The organism is Bacillus paramobilis, assembly GCF_038096195.1.
Lineage (GTDB): Bacteria > Bacillota > Bacilli > Bacillales > Bacillaceae_G > Bacillus_A > Bacillus_A mobilis.
The window spans coordinates 1,861,387-1,885,930 of the sequence record NZ_CP151108.1; the positions used below are offsets into that span (position 1 = coordinate 1,861,387).

Genomic DNA, 24,544 nt, shown 5'->3' on the forward strand with positions numbered 1-24,544 from the left:
GGATAAAATAAAAAAGACACGAATTTCGTGTCTTTTTTATTAGGAAGATGTGAATATGGCAAATTATTTAGTTTAGTCGTTTGTCATACATTAGCTGGATTTGTATGCCGTAAGGATCTTCAATAATCCCATATGCTTCACTAAATATATTTTTTTCTAGCGGAGAGAGTATCTTCACGTTCTTATTGGAAATTAAATTATTATAAAATCTTTGTATTTCTTCTAAATTAGCGCTTTGAATGCAAAGAGACATATTATTTCCAACGTTATAACGTTCCTTAGGATTCATTGTATCTTCTGCTATCATTAGCTTTGTATTCCCAATCTGTAAAACAGAGTGAGCAATATGATCTTTATTTTCACGTGTAATTTTAAAAGAACGATCTCTTTTCGCCAGTTCTTCATACGTAACAATCATTAACTGCTTAGCTTCTAAATTGCGTGTATAAAAATTAATTGCCTCCTTTGCATGCCCATTCATTGAAAGAAAAATAGCTATTTCTAATGTCATAAATATCTAACTCCTTTATTAGTTAATAATTATAATATAGACTAAAAAGGTTTCAATACATGACACCTTTCGGGAGGGAAATATGAAAAAAACGGAACGAATAAATGATATGCTTATTTACTTAAATAATAAAAGATATTTTAATTTAAGGGATTTAATGGTTAGATATGATATTTCTAAAAGTACCGCGTTGCGAGATATTCAATCATTGGAAGAAATAGGTGTACCGATATATTCTGAACTAGGTAGAAATGGAAGTTACAAAATTATAGCAAATAGTGTGTTATCGCCGATTTATTTTAGTGTGGATGAAATGTATGCGTTATATTTTTCGATTCTTACACTAAATGGATACAAGACGAAACCATTTAATATAGAAAGTATAGCGCTTGAAAATAAATTTAAACATGTACTACCGGATAATGTGAGTAAAAATATTTCGATTATGGAGCGAACGCTTTCCTTTGAAGTAACAAATCATAGCAATTTTAGTCCGTACTTAAAAGAAATTTTACAGGGGATTTTTGCTGAGCGAGTTTACCAGTTAACATATTTAAAAAAAGATGCGGAGAAAGTATTGGTCGCCCAATTTATTCGAATCGAATCTAAATTTGGCCAGTGGTATGCTAAAATCTTTAACTTTGAGGCAAATCATGTTCAAATAATTAGATGTGATAAAATTCTTTCTATTGAGGAAACAAGCAATACGAATCCAAAAAATCTTGAAGAGTTGTTAAGTTATCTTATTAATTTTCATAGAAAGCCTGATGCAACTGATTTTATTGTCATTGTTAATCAAAAAGGAAAAGACATTTTTGATAAAGAGAATTATCCTTCCATGAAGATAAAAAAAGAAAATGAAAATTATAGTATAACAGGCTATTTTAACAAGCAAGAAGTTGAGTTTATTGCAAGTTACTTTCTGAATTTCGGTGAAACAATTATCTCCATTCAGCCTGTTATGCTAAAAGAGTTAATCTATAATAAGGTATTATCTATAAAGCAGCATTTAACTTCTTTAAGAGAAAGTTAGTTTTAATCATTTTTTGACATGAAAAAGCCCTTGAGATTTAAATATCTAAAGGGCCTTTTTGTGATGTTATTTGTTCTTTAGAAACATTATTTTTCTGGGACGGACAGTCCATAAAAGAACATCGTAACGATATCTTGTATATGTTTTTCGCGATCTCCTTCAAGAAGCTGTGCTCCGAAATCATCACCTAATTTAGTGAACATTTGAATGTATAGCAACATCATTTCTTTAGTAAGGTGAGGATTAATTTCATTTTTTTGCTGTGCTTGTTCTAATATTTCTAAATACCAAGGTAGGATTTTTTCGTTTTGATAACTATAAATAAACTCGCGGAGTTCTTCATCCCTTTGCATCATTTGTAGTAACATATCTGGCTGAAATAACCCACCAGTATTCATTTTTCTTACAATCATTTTTTGCATCATATCATGAAAAGGTAAATTTTCCGCTGCAAGATTTTTATAATATTGAAATTCAGATATAATAAATTCTTGTATAAGCTCTCGAAATAACGCATCTTTACTTCCGAAATGATTATAAATGGTAACTTGAGAAACGTTTGCTTTTTTTGCAATATGTTCTATTTTCACTTCATTAAATCCGCGTTCTGAAAATAATAAGAAGGCTGCCTCTTTAATGGCACGTTTTTTCTTTTCTTTCACTTTTTCAAAGCCGTTCAATGCAATCACCTCAATTATAATATACAAGAAAAAATAATGGGAAACAATAATTTTGAAATATGGGCATATAAATATTTCAAAAAGTTGTTGCGAATATGAAAGATGAGGAGTACAATAATTTTGAAATATCACATATTAAATATTTCAAAAAATGAGGTGGAATTATGATTTCAGTTCAAAATGTCACAAAACAGTTTTCAAATGGAAAAGGTTTGTTTCATATTACATTTGATGTAAAAGAAGGGGAAGTATTTGGTTACTTAGGACCAAATGGTGCTGGGAAATCCACAACAATTCGTAATTTAATGGGATTTATAAAACCGACAGCTGGTAAAGCGACAATTTTTGGATTAGATTGCTGGGATGAAGCAGCGAAAATTCAAAGAGAAGTTGGCTATCTACCAGGAGAAATCTCTTTTATTGAAGGAATGAATGGATTAGAGTTTTTAAAATTAATGCAAGGAATGCGCGGTTTAAAGGATACGAAAAGACGAGATGAATTAATAGAACGTCTGCAATTTGATGTGAAAACACCGATTCGAAAAATGTCTAAAGGTATGAAGCAAAAAGTAGGGATTGTTGCAGCTTTTATGCATGATCCAGAAGTGTTAATTTTAGATGAACCGACATCAGGGCTCGATCCACTTATGCAGCAAGTATTTATAGATTTAATAGTAGAGGAAAAGCAAAGAGGAAAAACAATTCTTATGTCGTCGCATATTTTTACTGAAATTGAGCGTACGTGTGATCGAGTAGCGATTATTAAAGATGGTCGCCTTGTAACGGTTGAAAATATTCATGATTTACAAAGTATGAGACGACAGGTAATAGATGTAACCGTATCATCGCAAGAAGAGATTGAATCTCTTACGCAATGTAATTTGCAATTTGAAGCGGTGAAAGGTAGAGAAGCATCGATTATTGTACAAGGAAACTATCAAACGGTTTTACAAACACTTTCAAACTATAATGTAACGGCACTTCAAACGAGAGCAATGGATTTAGAACATTTATTTATGCATTATTACGATAAGAAAGAAGGGGTAAAGCATGAATAAGCAACTGTTTTTAGCTAGTTTGAAAGAAGCACAAAAAAGTATTTTGAGTTATGCAACTGGTGCAGCTCTATATTTATGGTTGTTAATTTGGATCTTCCCTTCAATGGTATCAGCGAAAGGGTTAAATGAATTAATAAGTGCTATGCCTGATAGTGTGAAAAAAATTGTTGGAATGGAAAGTCCGATTCAAAACGTAATGGATTTTTTAGCTGGTGAATATTATAGTCTATTGTTTATTATCATATTAACAATTTTTTGTGTAACAGTTGCAACGCATTTAATTGCTCGTCATGTAGATAAAGGAGCGATGGCATACTTGTTAGCAACACCTGTATCTAGAGTGCGAATTGCAATCACGCAAGCGTCTATTCTTATATTGGGACTACTGATTATTGTAGCTGTTACGTATGTAGCGGGTATAGTAGGTGCAGAGTGGTTTCTACAAGATAATAACTTAAATAAAGAATTATTCCTGAAGATAAACGTAGTTGGAGGGCTCATATTTTTAGTCGTTAGTGCGTATTCATTTTTCTTTTCTTGCATATGTAATGACGAAAGAAAGGCACTTAGCTACTCAGCAAGTTTAACAATTTTATTTTTCGTAACGGATATGGCAGGTAAATTAAGTGATACGCTAGAGTGGATGAGAAATATATCATTATTTACGCTATTTCGTCCGAAAGAAATTGCTGAGGGAACGTATAATATATGGCCAGTGAGTATAGGTTTAACTGCTGGAGCACTTTGTATTTTCATAGTAGCAATTGTAGTGTTTAGAAAGAGGGATTTACCGTTGTAAAGTAGAAAGTCCACTGAGAAAGTGGGCTTTTTTGATGAGGAGGAAACAAATGAATCATTTGTTCCGGGTGCAGCTATATGTAAATGATATTGAGAAGTCATTATTGTTCTATGAAGAAGTAATTGGTTTAAAGTTGTATAAAAGGAGTATGCATGCAGCACGTTTTAATCATGACCAGTTTTCTTTATTACTAGTCAGTGATGCAAGGTTGAATGAAAATCACTATTTTTACAATCGAAAAGAAATGAAGGGGAATGGCTTTGAACTAATTATTGTTGTCAATCGGATTGAAGAAGTATATGAACGATGTAAAGAGAATCGGTGCACAATACAAGAAGAAATTCAAACCTATCCGTGGGAGATGAGAGGATTTAAAGTTACAGATCCAGATGGATATTTCCTTAGAATTACATCTGAGTAAAGGTAAACATGAAGAATGTTTACCTTTTTTTATGAAAATATTCAAAAAAATGAACCTTTTTCTAGGCTCATCCGTCTAATACATGTAAAGTTAAATTTGAAGTGAGGATGAAACAGGAGGAGCAATTGTGAAAGTAATCCCTTTATATAAAATGATTGCAAAAGAAGAAACCGATGTTTCTTTAGCGAAAAAAGGTGATCATGAAGCGTTTATGGCGCTTATACATACAGAAAAAGTGAAGATGTATCGCATTGCAAAGGCTATGTTACGTGATGAGACAAATATAGAGGATGCGATACAGGCAACAATTTTAAAAGCCTATGAAAATATAAAAAAATTAAAAAAAGAAGAGTTTTTTCAAACTTGGTTAATTCGAATTTTAATGAATGAGTGTAACAATATTATTAGAGCGTATAAAAAGGTAGTTGTGACAGAAGAGAATGATTACAATATGAGTGCCTGTGATCAGTATGAAGATATAGATTTGTGTAATGCGATTCAATCGTTACATGAAGAATTAAGAGCTGTTACGGTGCTTTATTATTATGAAGATATGAATCAAGAGAGTATTGCCAAGCTTTTAGAAATACCAAAAGGAACAGTGAAATCGAGATTGTCACGTGCGAGGGAACAACTGCAAAAACGATTAAAGATGGAATAGGGGGTGTCTAGGGTGGATAACGAAAAATTATTTGATGAGAAATTAAAAAAGAGAATAAAAGAAGAGAATGTTATAGTACCGCCAGAGTTAAATGAAAAGATTAATAGTACACTACATAATCTTCCGGTCAAAAAGAAAGGTTACAGAGTTTATATGATGGCTATAAGTGCTGCGGTTCTAACACTTTCAATTGTGTCTATGTCGGAGTTTTCTAATCAAATTCTTGCTCAAAATGGTGGAGTATTTGAATATGTAAAGAAAAAGGCGTTTTCTGATTATGAAAATGAAGAAGAAATAAAAACGAACGTAAATTATCCAGATAAAGAAAAAATTCATGAAAAGATGCTGGATTCTATTGATCATTTTAAAAATATTTCAGGACAATTTGAGGAATATTCTAGCTCGTCAAGAATTGCTACAACATACAAATATGCGATTGATACGGAGCAACAAAGTGGTATCTCTTCGAAAGAAGATAAACTAGCGAAAAAACGAACAATTATATATAACGAGGGCAAGAAAAAAGAATTTGATGATGAGAAGTATACATATAAAGAGACAAAATGGAGCCCGAAAGAAAAAAACTATGAACTATTAAAATTAAATCCTACGGAAAGATTATTGAGAAAATCAGGCGAGAAAAAAAGATATGATGATGAATATATAGGATTCGCTAAGTATAGTATTCAATCAGAATTTGCTGATCTATTAATTCGATATAAAGATTGGAATTATAAAGAAACGAAGTATCTTGGACTGGATTGCTACAAAATAGAAGGGACAATAAACATAGAAATGCCTGTAAGTACATCTGAAGATTTAAGAGGGAAGTTTGAAATGGTTGTAGAGAAAAATACGGGGATTATGCTAAAGTTCCTTAGTTTCCACGAAGGTATGATTCAATATTCGATTACAACTGAATGGATACAAATAAACAAAGGATTGAAAGAGAATGTGTTTCAAAAGGATAGCGCTAAGTATGAAAAATTGAAAAATATATTAGATGAATAGAAAATGGAGGGAACTATATGGAGAATACTTCTTCTTCAAGAGAAAAGAAAAATAAAAGACAATATAAAAAGACAATGATAATAAGTGTCTTGTTAGTAGTATTACTATTTGGCGGAGTTGGATACGGTGCTTATGTGTATATGAAAACTTCTAATCTCGTACAAAAGTCTAGTTTGAATTTAGCGCGTGGTGAAAAATCACATTTACGTGAGAACGCCGTAAAACCAATTGCAAATAATGTTTCACTTTTAATTATGGGAATTGATGAAAATCAAGAACGACAAAAGGAGTATAATGGTGCATTTCATACAGATGCGCTACTGTTAGCTACTTTTAATAAAGATGATAAGACAGTGAAATTAACGAGTATCCCACGTGATACATATACATATGTTCCAGTTGAAAAGAAAAAAGATAAAATAACGCATGCATATGGAAGTGGTTTTGTTAAAAATGGTAAAGATGGAGGGCCGCAAGCTTCAGTGGAAGCGGTAGAAAAATTGTTACAAGTACCTGTTGATTATTTTGTGAAGTTTAATTTTAATTCATTTACTAAAATTGTTGATGGATTAGATGGGATTGAAGTAGATGTCCCAGTTGAATTTACGGAGCAAAATAGTAAAGATGAACCTGACGCAATCCATTTGAAAAAAGGACTACAAAAATTAACAGGGGAAGAAGCACTTGCACTGGCAAGAACGCGTCATATTGATAGTGATGCAATGAGAGGACAGCGTCAACAGCTTGTTATTGAGGCGATGTTAAGTAAATTAAAAAGTGTAGGATCGATTACGAAACTAGAAAAAATGATTGAGGCGGTTGACGGTGATTTTAAAACAAACTTAGTAATGGATGATATTTTATCTTTTTATAAATACGGATTAAGCGGTTCAGTTGAAAAGATTCAATTAGCTGGTGATGATGTATATTTACCTAATGGTCCAAATGGGCAACGTGTATATTATTATAATCCTAATAAAAAAGATCTACAGAGTTTGAGTAATACGCTTAGAACACATCTAGGATTAAGTGAAAAGCAGATTGAGGAGAATTGAAGCAGGCGAAATGTCTGCTTTTTTATTATGTTTAATAGTATGGCATTTAAATTATAATGTTATATACTATTTTGGAATTGTGGATAATAGTGCAACATAATGATGTGGTTTAAGTTAAATAGCAGGGGGGCTATTACATAAAATACATCATTAGCAATTATTGAAATCGTATGGGAGAAATGAAAGAAACAGGGGAGTATTAAAAATGAGAATTGTAAAGAATTTAACATTCCAAGTTATTGTGGCAATTATTTGTGGTATTGCAGTAGGGGCAATTTGGCCTAGTGTTGGACAAGAGATGAAGCCAATTGGTGAAACATTCATCAATATGATTAAAATGGTTATTGCACCGATAATCTTTTTAACGATTGTACTTGGTATTGCAAGTATGGGAAGTATGAAAAAAGTAGGTCGTGTTGGTGGGAAGGCACTATTATATTTTGAAATCGTTACAACAGCGGCTTTAATTATTGCTATCATCGTAGCGAATGTTGTGCGTCCAGGAGATGGATTAGATCCCTCAAAACTAAAGGGCGGAGATGTTTCACAATATGTCCAAAGCGGTCAAGAAATGCAGTGGATGGATTTCTTTTTACATATTGTGCCGTCTAACATGTTTGAAGCATTTGCAAAAGGCGATATTTTACAAGTGTTATTCTTCTCAATTTTATTTGGTGCAGGGTTAAAGATGCTAGGGGAAAATGGACAACCTGTTATCGACTTTTTTGAAAGATTATCGAAAGTATTTTTTAACATTTTATCCATTGTAATGAAATTAGCACCGGTTGGAGCATTCGGCGGGATGGCGTTTACAATTGGTAAATATGGTTTAAGTACACTTATTCCACTGGGTAAATTAATGATTTGTGTATATGCAACAATGGCATTATTTGTTTTTATTGTTTTAAATTTTATTTGTAAATTTTACAAATTTAGTTTGTGGAAATATTTGGCGTATATTAAAGAAGAATTACTTATTGTTCTTGGGACATCATCATCAGAATCAGTACTGCCGCGAATGATGACAAAGATGGAAGACTTCGGATGTTCGAAGCAAGTAGTAGGTTTAGTCATTCCGACAGGATACTCTTTTAATTTAGATGGAACGGCAATTTATTTATCGATGGCTACTATATTTTTAGCGCAAGTCTTTCACGTCGATCTTTCACTAGGTCAACAATTAACTATAATAGCTATTTTGTTAGTTACATCTAAAGGAGCTGCAGCAGTAACAGGTGGAGGATTTATTGTATTAGCATCTACGTTATCTGCAATGAATGTTATTTCATTAGAAGGATTAGCACTATTACTTGGTGTAGATCGTTTCATGTCAGAAGTACGTGCTATCGTCAATTTAATTGGCAACAGAATTGCGACTGTAGTTGTTGCAAAGAGTGAAAATGAATTTGATGATGAGAAGTATACGAGAGTAGTAGAAGAAATGAAAAGAGAGAAAATGGCCGGATAAAAAGTCAGCTTTGCTGACTTTTTTATTTTTGTAGAAAAGAGGTTTTTTATAATATACATTATTTATTAACAATAATTTACAAGTGTTTTATAGTAGAGAGATATAAAGGCTATTAAATCAATACATAGAATTCAATGAGATATAGTGTTTCGAAAGATTATGGAATTTTTATGAATACTACTGTAAAAAAATAATTTTTAAAAAATTTTCAATAATAACACTTTACAAAACTCAAAAAATTAGTAGAATAATAGTTAATAAGAATCTTCTGATAAATATATAAAGAAAAACAGAATTATCAGAAGATTCTTAAATGAGAGCGTTAAGAATTAGGGAGGGTACAGAAAGTGAAAAAGAAAAAAATGAAAAAACTAACAGCGGTTGTAGCACCAGTTTTAGCAATGAGTATGGCATTAACAGCATGTTCTACATCAGGCGGAGATAAGAAGACAAATACAAATTCTAGCTCTGGCGGAGATAGCAAATCAGAAGAAAAATTAGCAGCGAAACAAGTGTTCAATAAAACAGAAAACCAAGAAATTCCAACAATGGATACTTCGAAAAATACAGACGTTGTAGGTTCTCAAATTTTAGGTAATACAATGGAAGGACTATACCGTTTAGATAAAGATAATAAACCAATCCCAGCTGCGGCAGAGTCAAGCACGAAGAGTGAGGATGGTAAAAAATATACATTCAAATTACGTAAAGATGCAAAATGGTCAAATGGTGATCCTGTAACAGCGAAAGATTTCGTGTTTGCATGGCAACGCCTATTAGATCCAAAAACAGCTGCTGAGTATGCATTTATCGCATTCCCAATTAAAAATGCAGAAGCGGTTAATAAAGGGGAAAAACCTGTAACTGAACTAGGAGTAAAGGCAGTAGACGACCTTACTTTAGAAGTTGAATTAGAACAAGCAGTACCATACTTCTTAAACTTAGTAGCATTCCCATCGTACTATCCATTAAATGGGAAGTTCGTAACAGAAAAAGGGGATAAATACGGTTTAGAATCTGATACAACAGTATATAATGGGCCGTTCGTTCTTTCTGATTGGAAGCATGAACAAGGTTGGAAACTGAAGAAAAATGATCAATATTGGGATAAAAAGACCGTAAAATTAGATGAAATTAACTATAGTGTTGTAAAAGAGCCAGCAACTATTGTGAATTTATATGATAGTGGTCAAATTGACTTCGCTTTATTAACAGGAGAATTTGTTGACAAATTTAGAAATAATAAAGAGGAATATGGGGTATATAATGAACCAAGTACGTTCTTTATACGCTTAAATCAAAAACGTGGTGGACAAGATACACCATTAAAGAGCAAGAAATTACGCGAAGCAATTGCGCTATCAATTGATAAAAAGAATTTAGCAAATGTTATTTTAAACGATGGATCTAAAGCGGCTGATTATGTAGTGCCGAAAGGATTAGCAACTGGACCAGACGGTAAAGACTTCCAAGAAACATTTAAAAACGGTATTAAACCAGATGCGAAAAAAGCAGCTGCTGCATGGGAAGAAGCGAAAAAAGAACTTGGAAAAGACCAAGTGACAATTGAACTCTTGAACTATGATACTGGTAATGCGAAAAAAGTTGGGGAATACGTAAAAGATCAAATTGAGAAAAACTTAAAAGGTGTAACAGTAAATATTAAACTTCAACCGTTTAAACAAAAACTAAAATTGGAATCAGAGCAAGATTATGATATTTCATATGGCGGATGGAGCCCAGATTATTTAGATCCAATGACATTCTTAGATATGTTTGAATCGAAGCATTCTCATAACCAAATGAGTTTCTCTAATTCAAAATATGATGATATGATTAAAAAAGCTGGCGGCGAATTAATGGGTGACGCGAAAAAACGTTGGGAAGAGCTAGGAAAAGCAGAAAAGTTACTTCTTGAAGAGGATGTAGCAATTGTACCTGTATATCAACTTGCTAGATCTTATGCTATGAAGCCAAATATTAAAGGTGTTGTTAAACATAATATTAGCCCGCAATATAGCTATAAGTGGGCATATGTAACTGAGAAATAATAGAGTTGAAAAAGCACTTCAAAGTAGCCACTTTGAAGTGCTTTTTATTATGAAATGAAATATAAAAAGAGAGGAATAAGGAAAATGGTACTAACATATAGTAGGTGGGGGGATAATCCACATATAGTAGTAATAAAAAATATATTATTATCACTAAAAATTCTAAATATTTTAAAAATAACTTTACAAAACCGAAAAAAATAGTAGAATATTAATTAATAAGAATTTTCTGATAACTATGTTAGTGGAAAATCTCTCAAAGTTATTTTCGTACATATAATTGGGGAGGGTACAATAATGAAGAAAAAGATGAAGAAGTTCACGGCGGTTGTGGCACCAGTGTTAGCAATGAGTATGGCTTTAACAGCATGTTCTGGTTCTGGTGGAGAGAAAAAAACGACTACGACGTCTAATAATGGTGGAGAAGAGAAGAAATCTGATATTAAATATGCAGCAAAGCAAGTATTAAATCGTACAGAAACTCAAGAAATTCCGACGATGGATACTTCAAAGTCAACTGATGTTGTTGGCGCGCAAATTTTAGGAAATACAATGGAAGGTTTATATCGTCTTGATAAAGATAATAAGCCGATTCCAGCTGCTGCGGAATCTAGCACAAAAAGTGAGGATGGTAAGAAATATACATTTAAGCTAAGGAAAGATGCAACGTGGTCAAATGGCGATCCTGTGACAGCAAAAGACTTTGTATATGCATGGCAGAGATTATTAGATAAAAATACAGCTTCTGAATATGCATTTATAGCTTATTATATTAAAAATGCAGAAGTAATTAATAAAGGAGAAAAGCCTGTAACTGACCTAGGAGTGAAAGCTATAGATGATTATACGCTAGAAGTAGAATTAGAAAAACCAGTACCGTATTTTTTAAATTTAACAGCATTCCCATCCTACTATCCGTTAAATGAAAAGTTCGTCAAAGAAAAAGGAGATAAGTTCGGTTTAGAAGCAGATACAACGTTGTATAACGGACCGTTTGTGATGTCTTCGTGGAAACATGAACAAGGCTGGCAATTGAAGAAAAATGATAAGTATTGGGATAAAAAGACTGTGAAATTAGAAGAAATTAATTATAGTGTAGTAAAAGAAGTTGCTACACGGGTGAATTTATATGATACGGATTCTCTTGATTTTGCACTACTTTCTGGAGAATTTGTAGATAAATATAAATCGAATAAAGGTGAATACGGTGAGTATTCAGAAGCAAGCACATTCTTCTTACGTTTAAATCAAAAGCGTAACGGACAAGATACACCGTTAAAGAGCAAAAAACTTCGTGAAGCAATTGCGTTATCAATTGATAAAAAAGGTTTAGCAAACGTTATTTTAAACAATGGTTCAAAAGCTACAGATCAATTGGTTCCAAAAGGGCTGGCGACAGGACCGGATGGTAAAGATTTTCAAGATACATTTAAAAATGGCCTGAAGTATAATCCGAAAAAAGGAGCAGCAGCTTGGGAAGAAGCGAAAAAAGAGCTTGGAAAAGATCAAGTTACGATTGAGTTACTAAGCTATGATGATGGAACTGCGAAGAAGATTGCTGACTACTTTAAAGATCAAATTGAGAAAAACTTAAAAGGTGTAACAATTAATACAAAAATTCAGCCGTTTAAACAAAAACTGAAATTAGAATCAGCACAAGACTATGAAATTTCATATGGTGGATGGAGTCCAGACTATGCGGATCCAATGACATTTATCGACATGTTTGAGTCGAAGAGTCCGAATAACCAGATGAGTTATTCAAACTCAAAATATGATGAAATGGTAGAAAAAGCAGGTAATGAGCTATTGAGTGATACGAAAAAACGTTGGGAAACATTAGGGAAAGCAGAAAAATTACTACTTGAAGAAGATGCAGGAATGGTACCTTTATATCAAACTGGTAGAGCATATGTAATGAAACCGAATGTAAAAGGCATTGTGAAACATAACATTAGTCCAGAATATAGCTTTAAATGGGCTTATATAACAGAAAAGGATAGTAAGTAAAATTATGATAATTCTATAAATTTAAAAGTATTTTCTACAATTGATTATTGATTGTGGGAAATACTTTTTTATGGGGTTTGATTTGTTTCTGTTTCTGTTTCAAGTTTGAACTTTTTTATGAGAGTATAAAAATTTAGATTATAGAAGATTGGAGGGGATATAAAACGAAGTAGTGATGGATTTATTTGATTGATAATTGGTGTGAATACAAACACACATGTAGAATGTCGAAAAAAATTTGTAAAATATAGGTGAATTTTCGGAAATATAGTTAGAAAATTCAAATAAATGTGTTAAAATGGTGTTAACAGCTTAGATAGACATTTTATGTATTATATGGAGGGGAGTGGAAATGATGAAAAAAATGAAAATCCAAGTACGTAAAGTGGAGAAGTTAGTACCACTAGTAGTACACCATAGTTAATAGTAAGTTAGGAAATAGTCCGAGTATGTAAAGTAGAGAAGTTAGTACCATTAGCATTGGTACATACAGCTTAATTATTGGAAAATAGACTAAATAAGTAAGGGAGGTTCTAGTATGAAAAAAGTGAAAATCCAAGTACGTAAAGTAGAGAAGTTAGTACCATTAGCATTGGTACATACAGCTTAATTATTGGAAAATAGACTAAATAAGTAAGGGAGGTTCTAGTATGAAAAAAGTGAAAATCCAAGTACGTAAAGTAGAGAAGTTAGTACCATTAGCAGTACATGCAGCTTAATTATTGGAAAATAGACTAAATAAGTAAGGGAGGTTTTAGTATGAAAAAAGTGAAAATCCAAGTACGTAAAGTAGAGAAGTTAGTACCATTAGCAGTACATGCAGCTTAATTATTGGAAAATAGACTAAATAAGTAAGGGAGGTTTTAGTATGAAAAAAGTGAAAATCCAAGTACGTAAAGTAGAGAAGTTAGTACCATTAGCAGTACATGCAGCTTAATTATTGGAAAATAGACTAAATAAGTAAGGGAGGTTTTAGTATGAAAAAAGTGAAAATCCAAGTACGTAAAGTAGAGAAGTTAGTACCGTTAGTAGTACACCATAGTTAATAGTAAGTTAGGAAATTGGCCGTGCATTAATTTATGTACGGTCTATCAAAATTGATGGAGGTATTTGTATGAGACCGAAATTTAAAGAAATAATGAAACCCGTAGTAGTACATCAAAATGTAATACGGATAGGATTAGAAACGGATAGCTATGAGATTGACGATTCAGATGGCGTGATAAACGAAATAATTGAATTGTTGGATGGCAAGAGAGATATACTTGAAATTTCTGAAGTAAGCTCAATACCAGTTGATATGATTGAAGAGTGTATTCATGCTCTCAATGAAATTGGTTGTATTGAGGATGAAAGTGTTGATCCATATCAATACATAAATAAAAAAGATTTAGAAAGGTACAGAGCTAATTTAACATTCTATACAAATTTTACTTCGTTAGAAAAAAATAAATTTGAATTTCAAAAAAAAATAAAAGATTCGACAGTAGCAATATTAGGTCTTGGTGGTGCTAGCTTAGGTGTGGCGTGTTTAACAGGTCTAGGCGTGGAGAATATTATAGGTGTGGATTATGATTTAGTAGAAACAAGTAATTTGAATCGACAATTTTTATATTCGGAAAAAAATATAGGGGAATTAAAAACAGAAGCAACATTGAACCGTCTTAAAGAGCTTAATAGTGATGTGAATTTTAAATTTATTAATAAGAAAATTAAAAGTTCAGATGACTTGAACTCAATTATAAAAGAAGCAGATATTGTCATAAATGCTATAGATTCACCAGCGATTCTTTGTAATAGGTGGGTAAATGCAGCGTGTGTAAAGCAAAATATTCCTTTTATTCAAGGTGGAGTAAGTAACACACAAATAATTTGGGAGAGAATAGTACCTAATCAAAGTGGTTGTTATGATTGCTATTTAATTCATGCCCTGCGTCTAGATCCTTTCTTTGAATATCAATTAAGAGCAATTTATAATAATCATTTTCCAGGTAGAAATGTTACAACCGGCCCTCATGTTGCATTATTAAATGGCTTTATGACTTCTGAAGTAGCAAAGTTGCTTTCAGGCTATACAGAGGCTATGCCTGCTTCTACTACAATGATTTATGACAAAATAAATATAGAGATTAAAAAGAATTTCAAGTGGGACAAGCTGCCTGACTGCCCTACATGTGGAAAAGAGAATGAGAATATTGAGCCAGTTAGTCTTGAAGAATTAATTTCAATAGCGAAACAAGGGACGGCAGTTCAATGAGTAATCAATTAACATTAGACTCTATAGTGGATTTAAGTCATTTATCAATTCAAAAAGAAGATGATGAGGAATATACGGTAGGAGATTTGTATAATGATATATTTATTAGAATTCCATACGAGGGTGTCCTAGTAATAGAACTGTTAAATAAAGGTTTGAGTATTGAGGAATCTCAAAAAGAAATTGAAAATAAATATAAAATTGAAATCGATGTTTTAGATTTTGTTGAATTATTACTGGAATTAAATCTTATACATAAATTAGATGGCAAAGTATTGATGGAAATAATAAAAATGGATATGAATTTAGGATGGAAACAAAAAATAGGTAATTTGTTTTTTCGAAAAGAAACGGTAATTATGTATACAATATTAAGTATATTAACTGTTGGAATGTTTTGCTATGAGCCTAGCCTTTTACCAAATTATAAAGACATGTTCCTTTTTGAATCAGTTGGTATCAGCTTGTTCATATTCTTTATTGTATCTTGGCTTCTAACATTTTTACATGAAATTGGACATTATTTTGCAGCTGCAAAAGAAAATGTCCCTGTTCGGTTTCAGCTAAGTATTAGATGGTTTTGGATTGTTATAGAAGCTGATATGAATAAACTATGGTCACAGGAAAAACAAAAAAGATATATTCCTTTTTTAGCTGGTCTTTGTTGGGATATGGTGGTTCTCTTTATCGCTGTATTGATACAGTTTTTTATACAAAACCAAGAATTTATATATCACTTTGCTAGAATGATTATACTTATTCAAATGTATAGGATTGTATCTCAGTTTGCAATCTTTTTAAGGACAGACTTTTACTATATTCTAATAACATATTTTAATAGTTCTAACCTTACTCAAAGTGCTACAGCATACTTATTGAAAAGTATTGTGGCTACTAAAAAGAACATATTTGTTAATTTACCAGAAAAAGAAAAGAAACTGGCGAAGTATTACAGCTATTTTTATGTGCTCGGAGGTATAGCAGCGAGTTTATTATTTGTATTTTATACAGTTCCAGCAGGATATACAGCTATTAATGGAGCGGTTCAACAAATTAGTAGCTATCAAATAAATTCAATTAATTTTTGGGATGGTTTTATTTTATTAAGTCTAACTCTATTTGAGATAGCTCTTTGGTGTATTGGAGCATGGAAAAGTCGTATTAGAAATACAAATTCTCAGTTAGAAGTGTAAAAACTATATTTAATTTGGTATAACAAATTATATGAGGTAGTATTCTGAATTTTTGTTCGTTTGATATTAATATGATGATTTTTAATAAAAGCAATTCAACGTGATAAATTCATTGTTGGATTGTTTTTATTTTGAAAAGGGCTTTAGTAGGGGAATGCACCATTTTTGTAGGTTGGAATATAAGTAATATAGAAAATTAAAAGGAGAATCCCATGGAACGAAATGCTTACATCGATTTCCTAGCTTATTACGGAATAGGAAGTGCTCATCCTGGTGGTTTTACGTTAACAAAACAATTGTTAGCGCAATTGCCTTTTAAATATGGGGCGAATGTCCTTGAGATAGGGTGCGGTACGGGGAAAACAGCGGCATATATGACAAAAGAATGTGGTTATAAAGTAACGGCGGTTGAAAAGAATGAGATCATGATTCAAAAGGCGAAAGATAGATGGTTGATTGAAGGACTAGACATTCAATTAATTGAAGGGAATGTAGAGCAATTACCTTGTTTGCATGATTCATTTGAGTTCGTACTTGGAGAATCGATACTCGCTTTTACGGAGAAAGAAAGGGTTATCTCGGAGTGCTATCGTGTATTACAGAAGGATGGCAAGCTTGTTGTCATTGAAATGATTATTGATAGGCACATTGAGAAGAGTGAGGAAGAAAAGATTGCCCAGTTATACGGGATGAAAGAACTATTAACTGAGAATGAATGGGTACAATTATTCCAGAAAGCAAATTTTAAAAGAATTATAATTGCTGGCGGTGGTACAATTGCAGAAACGATCTCTGGCTATATAGAAGAGCCAGAATGGAATGTATCCCCGCATATTCCAAATGAATTATATGAGGCATGGGTACAACATGAAAATGTACGACTTATGTACCAACATATTTTAGGTCATCGCATTTTTATATGTGAAAAATAAATAAAAAGAGTTGGCTAAAGATAGTCAACTCTTTACTATGTTAAATGAAAAATAATGCAGCTAATGTAATTCCGAAGATGAAACCAAATCCGAGTTCAACGCCCCATCCACAACCGCCGCCTCCCCAGCCGCCGCAATTACCGCAACCACGACCGCCACATCCACAGCCACCGAATCCACCACCACAACCAAATCCACAGCTATCACATCTGCTAATGCCGCCGCAAAGATCACAGCCACCGTTTGCATAAGCGTCATAGTATCCAAATCCTGTATCAAAAGATGAGCGCTGTTGCACTGGTTCAATCCATACAGAGCTTTTTGTCACATCAATTATTTTCCCTAAATGAATGCGACCATCACGATCTTCAATTCGAACGACTTTACCGAAATAACGTTGGCACGTATCGTAACATTTTTGTCTATGCATGTTCTTTCCTCCTTCTCCATTACAGTAATACGATATGTAATGGGGACAAGTGCGGCTTGTACGAATGCCCTATCTATCATAATTGTTATAGAAAAGGGGAAATATAGGAAGAGGATATATAAGGAGGAAAAGGGATGAAATCTACAGATCAGTTTCAGACATACGAAGTACCGTGGGAAGAATTTATTGAAGCATTGCGAGAGGAAATGAAGAAGCAAGTAGGGGCAGATATAATTGATACAGTAGTTTGCAATTTAGAAGATGGCTTTGAAGTGTATACATATGTGCAGGGGGATTTGGATTTTGAATACAAAGAAGCACTTGAAAGAAAATACGGAAGCGATGCAAAAACTCCTAATGTACTAACGATTATGTTATTAGCTAGTATTTATAGTACAAGTGAAGAGAATTTACGTTTGCATGCGGATAATAAAGATAATCCGGTAGTTGAAGTGTATGTGAAGCAATGAAACACGCTGTGAAAGGCGTGTTTTTTATTTGTCCCGCATTAACTGCCCGTAAAAGCCCGATTGGTGAGGGCTGAAGCTCAGTGGGGGATGAACAAAACTCTTACTGAGTAAAATTTCACTTTATATGATAAAATGTTAGAAAATTAAGAAAGAAGGTGGCGGTTTGAAAATTAAACATCTTAATTTAACAGTTTCAGATGTAGTAGTTGCTAGAGAGTTTTTAGAAAAATATTTTGGTTTAACTTGTAGCGGAACAAGGGGAAATGGTTTTGCAGTTTTGCGTGATAATGATGGGTTTATATTAACATTAATGAAAGGGAAAGACGTACATTATCCACAAACATTTCATGTAGGGTTTCCTCAAGAAAGTGAAGAACAAGTAAATAAGATGAATCAAAGATTGAAAGAGGATGGCTTTTTAGTAGAACCTCCTAAGCATGCACATGCGTATACATTTTATGTTGAAGCACCTGGTGGATTTACAATTGAAGTGATGTGTTAATTCAAAATCAAACTTTTTATTATGTGTTTTCAATATGAAAAGTCTGTTTTAAGTGTAGAGCTTAAACAGGCTTTTTACTTATAGTATCGGATAGAAAACGCTAGAAGGAATCGTATTCAGCGTATATAACAGTTTACATAATAAAGTTATGCTATGTTAGTTGTCCTAAAATACAAGTCATATATCTTGTATCCTCTCATAAATTTAAACATAGGAATTTGTCTACAAAGGTGGCGAAGCCTCATCATGAAAATTCGAATTTGTGCCACATTCATGTTGTTTCTATTTATATGGTTACATCCTTTTTGGACTTTTGCAAAAGGAGAGGAGGCAAAGGAAAGGGTCGTTTCACTTGTATATGATGATTCGGGCAGCATGAGAAATAACGATCGCTGGAAATATGCCAATTACGCTTTGCAAAGTTTAGTTGCGCTATTAGATGAAAAAGATAAATTTTCGTATGTTCCAATGAGCAAGCCGAATGATCCATTAAACATTTCGTTAACGAAGGTTAAGAGACAAACAGAAATTGAGGGAATTGGGGCATGGAAAACGTATTTAAATACTCCGTTTAGCGCAGTAGAAACGGCGATGCAATCTATAAAAAAGGAAGCGGATATAGATGGAAAACGTGAATTTTGGCTTATTGTCTTAACTGACGGGGCATTTAATGATTTAGAGAAAGATAAGGTTGGCGGAAAAGAACAAATTACACAGAAGTTAGCACAGTTTAAGAAGGATATGGATGCAAAAAAGATATCGTTACATCCAATTTTAATTACGATGGAAGAGGATTTAGGACAGCAAGAAAAGGCACAACTAAATATGTTTAAAGAGATATGGAAGAAAGAGATAAACGGAGTTACGATGCCATCTAGTGGAGAGGATGGTATTGTAAAAAGCGTCAATCAAGTGGCAGCATTAGTTGCAAATCGTGATCCGTTCTCTTCTGTTGAATCGATTGTAAAAACGAAAGTAGTAGGGAAGAAAGTAGAGATTACAACACCATTTCCATTAAAGCGTATGACGCTTGTACGACAATCGCCTTCTTTGTCTAATTATCAGGTCACACAAATTTCTAAACCGTTACAATTACAATCTTCCTTTTCCATACATGCACCAGGAGAAGCGAAATTATTCGGAAATATAGTTCATATTAGTACGGAAAATCAGGAAGTTATTAAACCAGGCACTTATACGATAGAAGTGGATCGAGATATTGAAAAAGAAGGACTACAAGTACTAGTTGAACCGGCGCTTAACTATACTGTTTCTACTTATGATAAAGATGATCGTAGTCAAAAAAATGTGGAAAAAATGTACGAAGGTGTTACCGCTGTTATTGAAGCGAAGCCTACGGAATTACCAATTCAGTCTTCATATTTTCAGGCAGAAGTAGAAATAGACGGAAAACAGTACCCGATGAAGTGGGACGATAAAAAACATGTATTTTACTACGAAACGAAGATTGATAAAGGGTTAGTACGCGGGAAAGTTCATATGAACATAAAGGGATTTTACAGACAGACGAAAGAATTTAAAATCGAAGTAACGGAAAAACCAAAATTATCACTGCAAACGATAACGAAAGATTATGAAGAAAAAGTAACAAATTTAGAGAACAGTAAACCGTTTATTATACAACCACAGTTAGATGGTAAGCCGATGACAGAAGAGGCTGTAAAGAAACTATTAAAATCTACTGGTGTCACATCTAAACAATCAATCAACTATGAAATAAAACAACATGGTAATCAAATTTATATTTATCCTCGACCTCATTACTCCGACACATTCAATTTTACAGATACCGGCACCGTAGAAGCTACCATCGTAGTGCAAGATTCAAAATTACAAGAAGTAAAGAAAAGTATATCACTTCATATTCAAAATGCACCGTTTTATGAAAAATATGCGCTTATTTTTAAGTTTGTTATTCCTATCACTTTATTACTGTTAGTAGTAGGAATAATTGTTTTAGGATGGATTGTTCGTCCGAGATTTCACCGGAAAGCACTATTGTATTACGAATGGGATCAAGAGGTAGCGAAAGATTGGTTATATCAATCTGAACCAGAGTTACTTAAAAATAAATGGTGGAAGCACTATTTTGGCATTCCGTTTAGGGCAGAAAGAAAGACTGTGCAATCCGTTACGTTTATAGCAAAAAAAGGATCAAAATCGATATTTGTAGCGAAAGAGTCACAAGTAGTAGGAATGATTATTGATGGGATGTTTATAACAGAAGATGAGGTTGGATTGGAACATAAGACGCTATATCCAAATGAACTTTTAGTAATTGATAGAGGGTATGGTAAAGAAATTTACAAATATGAGTGTGAATAGTAGGTAGGGAAAAGGAGAGAGTCTTATCTTTTTCCCCCTCTTTTCAAACAAGCAAGAATAGGAAGGTGGTTCACATGACGTTACAAGTTCCAACGATATTAATTGGTTTAGGTGGAATCGGTAGTACTGTGACACATCAAATATATGAAAGGCTACCTGAGGAGCGCCGAAAAAAGGTAGCAATGCACGTATTTGATACAGATGTGAATACATTGAGTAAATTTGATCATATTCGAAAGTTTAAAACGCAAACGAGTTCGAGTAAAACGCCAAGAGAGTATATTGCGGGAGACCCAACGATTCCCGAGTGGTTTCCGATGGATCCGACTATACTTGATAAACCGCTGACAGAAGGGGCAGGACAATTACGCGTCATTTCTCGTTTAGCGTTACGTGCTGCGATGAAAGAAGATAAATTGACATCCTTTTGGCAAGAAATCGAGAAGATTTTTCCGGTTACGAGCGATCAAACGGAATATGGAGTACGTGTCATTATAGTAACGTCACTAGCGGGCGGAACAGGTTCAGGGATGTTTCTGCAAATTGCATTATATTTACGTGAAATGCTTCGAAAAAAATTGCAGCATCACAACATTTTAATACGCGGCGCGTTTCTAATGCCGGATGTGCTAGTTAAGACGAGAACGGTTAGTGCGAAAGAGTTTGAAACGGTGCAAGCAAATGGCTATGCATCGTTAAAAGAATTACACGCGATTACACTCGGTTCTACAGGAGAACTATCCAAACGGGGTGGCGTCACAATTGAATTAGAGTATCGTCCTGATCAAGTAGATGAAGACGGAAGAACGAATCATACGATTAAACAACATCATTTACCATACAATTATTGTTTCTTATACGATTACGAAAACTTACATGGACACCACCTGCACAATTTATCGGATTATATGGAGCAAATGGCAAATACGATATATTTACAGTTATTTAGTCCGATGTCTGCAAATCATTTTGCGCAGGAAGATAATCAAATTCAGCAATTAGCAGAATCGAGCGGGAAAGGACGATATTGCGGGGCAGGGACAGCAAAGATTATTTATCCGTATGAGCACGTGTTAAAATATTGTGCTTTAAAATGGGCTGTGCAAGGTTTAGATGAATCGTGGCTTCATTTAGATCAACTGTTTCGAGAGAAGAAACAAAGATACGATCAAGATGTAAAACGTGGTATGCAACGTGAAAAGCCAGAGCGCGGGAAAAGTTATTTAGAAGACTTAGAACATCTTGCTACTCGTCCAGAGCAGGCTCATATTTTCTATAGACAAATGTACAATGAAACACGTGAGGGAGCAGAAGGCGGTAAGGTTGGTGTTGCGAAATCTAAACTGTTTTTAGAGGCTGTAGAGAGCTATGTACAGCGTACGGTGCAAAAAGATGAGGAATTAAACCGTCTGCAGCATGAGTGTAAAATTTCGGCTGCGAAATTGAAAATGATGGAGCAAATGAAAGGTGAAGTAGCAAGAGTGGATCATGCGGTTCGTTTATATGCGTATGCGATTCCGAGCCGTGTACATGAACATGTAACGACACTTTTATATGACATGATTGAATCAGACCGTTTTTCACCAAGTGGTTCTGAAGGTCAGTCATATCAACTAAATACATGGTTTTTAAAGAAAACAGATCCTGTTCACCCAGTATCAGCTCGTTTTATGCTGTATGAAATTCGAAAGCAGTTAGTAGAGAAAATGAATCGACTACATGAAAATAATGAACAAAAGCGTAATTTAATTCAAAACTACGATAAGAAATTTAATGTAAGTAATATTGATGGGACGGTAACAGCTGTTCGCCGAGTAGAAATTGCGCAGCAACAAGGCTGGTTTGGAAAAATGATGAATAATCAGCAGCGTTTGTTTAAAAAAGAATTTGAAGATATTGTAACGCAGTACGTACACAAATTAAACGAGTATCGTAAAGAAATGCTATTAGAACTCGTTTATCAATCACTATATCAAGCGGTTAATAAAATGATTCAATATTGGGAAAGGTTTTTTGATAATTTACACGAAACACGTGAAAATTTATTGTTTGAAATTCAAAAACGAAGCAAGGAATTTGAAGGAAAAACAAACCCAACGAATGTATACGTATTAGCTGAAGAGAAGTTACAAGAAAAGATATGGCAAGATATGCAGCAACATTTAAATTTAGGAGTATTACCGAAAGATATATCTGCGGAAATTTATATGAGTTTATATGGAGAATATTGCCGGGATGCAAAAACAGAAGAGATTCAATCGAAAAAGGTAGAAGACTTTTATCGTGAGCACATACTAAGTTATTGCTACGATGAATTACAAATACGCTATCGCGATAAACTAGAGCTGAATATCGTTGAGGCGTTACGAAAAGAAGCGGATTATAAGAAGCGTGATCGTGATGAATACGTCCGTGAAAAAATTGAAGACTTGTTCCATTTAGCTAGTCCATTTGTGCCGAAAGTTTCCCATCATAGGGAATTACAATATTGGGGGATACATCCATCTTTAAAGAAAGAACTACAAGAGGAATTAATTCAAGAAATGTTTAAAGAAAAAGATACAGTACATGAAGCTTTTTCACCATTTGAAGTCATTTGTTATCGTGCGCATTACGGTTTATCGTTGCAAGACTTTCCTAAGCTTTCGTCTGGGCATATTGCAAATGGATTTATGAATGATAAAGGTGATTATTTTCAGTCATACTATCGCCGTGTGAACAAGTTGAATAGTAAAAAATCTAGTTTAACGCCGCATTTAGATAAGTATTGGCACTTACCAGCATTCATGCCAGACTTAAATGCAACGCAAACGAAGTTAGATTACGATAAATGTAATCGCGCTCTATTATACGCATATATGTATCGCTGGATTAGTTTAGTTGCTGTTGATGGTCAGTTCGTGTATCAATATAACGGCGTTGGGCGTAGCTTCTTAATTCAGTCGATGGGAAAAAATATTTCAAGTGAAAGTTACAAATTACACAGAGCGTTGCTTCATAATCCGTTTATTTATGAAAACATCTTGTCCAGATTTGAAGAAGAACAAGAAAAAGCTATGATACAGGGCGGACACTTATATACACATCCGTTTGTATTAGGTGCTCAAGATATTAGATGGCTTCGTAAAGAGCATGTCCATAATATTTTAGATATGATTTTAATGTATGACCGTGAAGCGAAATATGACCCAACGTTAGAAGAAACTTCTGATGAATTATTAAGGCTATTCCTTGATGAAATTGAGTTGTATTTCCAAAACTATTACGGTACAGGTGCCGATATGGTTGCAAAGAAAGAGAAAGAAATGTTTATTAAACAATTGTGGGATCGTTCGTATGCGAAAGGTTATGTAGATCCAAATAGTGCTCCTTATAAAAAATGGCAAAATTTATTAAGCGTTCATGATGAAGAGGAAACGCCAAAAACGAATGTTTAATGAATGAAAAGGGAATCCTTAAAAGTGGCAATACAACTTTAGAAAAGAGGGATTCCGATGCCATTTTTAGGAAGTGTATATCAAATATTTGGATTGTATCCAGAAATTTATTATGGAATGATTTCAGCTGAACTTGCAGAGCAGCAAAGATTGGAACAAGCAGAAAACGAAGAATCAGAAACAGAAGTGTAACTGTATAAAAAGCTTCAAAATAAAAAT

At 33.5% G+C, this 24,544-nt stretch carries 20 protein-coding genes and 1 pseudogene; 18 read left to right on the forward strand and 3 right to left on the reverse strand.

Translation table 11 applies throughout. From position 1 onward, the window contains the following. Positions 1-67 precede the first annotated feature (67 nt). Positions 68-511 carry a VOC family protein gene (locus AABL52_RS09650; RefSeq protein WP_341519251.1) on the reverse strand — a complete coding sequence of 148 codons (444 nt, stop codon included), beginning with the start codon at positions 509-511 and terminating at the stop codon, positions 68-70. 82 nt (positions 512-593) lie between these two features. Here AABL52_RS09650 and AABL52_RS09655 point away from each other — a divergent pair, with 82 nt between their 5' ends. Then, positions 594-1,544, forward strand: a complete 951-nt coding sequence (locus tag AABL52_RS09655; RefSeq protein ID WP_341519252.1) for a helix-turn-helix transcriptional regulator — start codon at positions 594-596, stop codon at positions 1,542-1,544. Positions 1,545-1,630: 86 nt separating this feature from the next. On the opposite strand, the gene AABL52_RS09660 is transcribed toward AABL52_RS09655, so the two are convergent. Further along, entirely contained in the window at positions 1,631-2,233 is a 603-nt protein-coding gene (locus tag AABL52_RS09660; RefSeq protein ID WP_341519253.1) for a TetR/AcrR family transcriptional regulator, read from the reverse strand. Between the two features lie 155 nt (positions 2,234-2,388). Between AABL52_RS09660 and AABL52_RS09665 the strand changes: the two genes are divergently transcribed. The 12 genes and pseudogenes from AABL52_RS09665 to AABL52_RS09720 all read left to right on the forward strand — a co-directional run bounded on the left by AABL52_RS09665 (position 2,389) and on the right by AABL52_RS09720 (position 17,140). Continuing rightward, entirely contained in the window at positions 2,389-3,282 is an 894-nt protein-coding gene (locus AABL52_RS09665) for an ABC transporter ATP-binding protein (RefSeq protein WP_000626594.1), read from the forward strand. Next, positions 3,275-4,081 carry an ABC transporter permease subunit gene (locus AABL52_RS09670; protein WP_341519254.1) on the forward strand — a complete coding sequence of 269 codons (807 nt, stop codon included), beginning with the start codon at positions 3,275-3,277 and terminating at the stop codon, positions 4,079-4,081. The genes AABL52_RS09665 and AABL52_RS09670 overlap by 8 nt, the downstream gene beginning before the upstream one ends. A 49-nt stretch (positions 4,082-4,130) precedes the next feature. Continuing rightward, on the forward strand, positions 4,131-4,502 hold the full coding sequence (locus AABL52_RS09675; RefSeq protein WP_341519255.1) for a VOC family protein: 372 nt from the start codon (positions 4,131-4,133) through the stop codon (positions 4,500-4,502). A gap of 127 nt (positions 4,503-4,629) precedes the next feature. Further along, entirely contained in the window at positions 4,630-5,163 is a 534-nt protein-coding gene (locus tag AABL52_RS09680; protein WP_341519256.1) for a sigma-70 family RNA polymerase sigma factor, read from the forward strand. 12 nt (positions 5,164-5,175) lie between these two features. Continuing rightward, the gene (locus AABL52_RS09685; protein WP_341519257.1) at positions 5,176-6,174 is read left to right on the forward strand and encodes an anti-sigma factor; all 999 of its coding nucleotides are present in this window, start codon (positions 5,176-5,178) and stop codon (positions 6,172-6,174) included. Between the two features lie 17 nt (positions 6,175-6,191). Further along, positions 6,192-7,229 carry an LCP family protein gene (locus AABL52_RS09690; RefSeq protein WP_087982141.1) on the forward strand — a complete coding sequence of 346 codons (1,038 nt, stop codon included), beginning with the start codon at positions 6,192-6,194 and terminating at the stop codon, positions 7,227-7,229. 205 nt (positions 7,230-7,434) lie between these two features. Next, the gene (locus tag AABL52_RS09695) at positions 7,435-8,697 is read left to right on the forward strand and encodes a dicarboxylate/amino acid:cation symporter (protein WP_341519258.1); all 1,263 of its coding nucleotides are present in this window, start codon (positions 7,435-7,437) and stop codon (positions 8,695-8,697) included. A 602-nt stretch (positions 8,698-9,299) separates the two neighbouring features. Beyond that, positions 9,300-10,424, forward strand: a pseudogene (locus AABL52_RS09700) (peptide ABC transporter substrate-binding protein); the annotation flags it as partial. Positions 10,425-11,042: 618 nt separating this feature from the next. After that, positions 11,043-12,758, forward strand: coding sequence for a peptide ABC transporter substrate-binding protein (locus tag AABL52_RS09705; RefSeq protein WP_174718036.1), 1,716 nt, complete (start codon positions 11,043-11,045; stop codon positions 12,756-12,758). 1,114 nt (positions 12,759-13,872) lie between these two features. Continuing rightward, positions 13,873-15,015: a HesA/MoeB/ThiF family protein gene (locus tag AABL52_RS09710; RefSeq protein WP_341519260.1), complete on the forward strand. Its 1,143-nt coding sequence runs from the start codon at positions 13,873-13,875 to the stop codon at positions 15,013-15,015. Then, positions 15,012-16,208: a hypothetical protein gene (locus AABL52_RS09715; RefSeq protein WP_341519261.1), complete on the forward strand. Its 1,197-nt coding sequence runs from the start codon at positions 15,012-15,014 to the stop codon at positions 16,206-16,208. Before AABL52_RS09710 ends, AABL52_RS09715 begins: the two co-directional genes overlap by 4 nt. A 212-nt stretch (positions 16,209-16,420) precedes the next feature. Beyond that, on the forward strand, positions 16,421-17,140 hold the full coding sequence (locus AABL52_RS09720) for a class I SAM-dependent methyltransferase (RefSeq protein WP_341519262.1): 720 nt from the start codon (positions 16,421-16,423) through the stop codon (positions 17,138-17,140). Between the two features lie 40 nt (positions 17,141-17,180). Here AABL52_RS09720 and AABL52_RS09725 read toward each other — a convergent pair whose 3' ends face one another. Further along, positions 17,181-17,570 carry a hypothetical protein gene (locus AABL52_RS09725; protein ID WP_097842940.1) on the reverse strand — a complete coding sequence of 130 codons (390 nt, stop codon included), beginning with the start codon at positions 17,568-17,570 and terminating at the stop codon, positions 17,181-17,183. Between the two features lie 134 nt (positions 17,571-17,704). Here AABL52_RS09725 and AABL52_RS09730 point away from each other — a divergent pair, with 134 nt between their 5' ends. The 5 genes from AABL52_RS09730 to AABL52_RS09750 all read left to right on the forward strand — a co-directional run bounded on the left by AABL52_RS09730 (position 17,705) and on the right by AABL52_RS09750 (position 24,517). Then, positions 17,705-18,040 (forward strand): hypothetical protein, encoded by a 336-nt coding sequence (locus AABL52_RS09730; protein ID WP_340420648.1) that lies wholly within the window; start codon positions 17,705-17,707, stop codon positions 18,038-18,040. A 163-nt stretch (positions 18,041-18,203) separates the two neighbouring features. Further along, a complete protein-coding gene (locus tag AABL52_RS09735; protein WP_098258702.1) occupies positions 18,204-18,542 on the forward strand; it encodes a VOC family protein in 339 nt (112 codons plus the stop codon). Positions 18,543-18,788: 246 nt separating this feature from the next. Further along, positions 18,789-20,888 (forward strand): vWA domain-containing protein, encoded by a 2,100-nt coding sequence (locus tag AABL52_RS09740; protein ID WP_341519263.1) that lies wholly within the window; start codon positions 18,789-18,791, stop codon positions 20,886-20,888. 74 nt (positions 20,889-20,962) lie between these two features. Then, the gene (locus AABL52_RS09745) at positions 20,963-24,325 is read left to right on the forward strand and encodes a tubulin-like doman-containing protein (RefSeq protein ID WP_341519264.1); all 3,363 of its coding nucleotides are present in this window, start codon (positions 20,963-20,965) and stop codon (positions 24,323-24,325) included. Positions 24,326-24,382: 57 nt separating this feature from the next. After that, a complete protein-coding gene (locus tag AABL52_RS09750) occupies positions 24,383-24,517 on the forward strand; it encodes a phosphonate ABC transporter permease (protein ID WP_341519265.1) in 135 nt (44 codons plus the stop codon). Positions 24,518-24,544 lie beyond the last annotated feature (27 nt).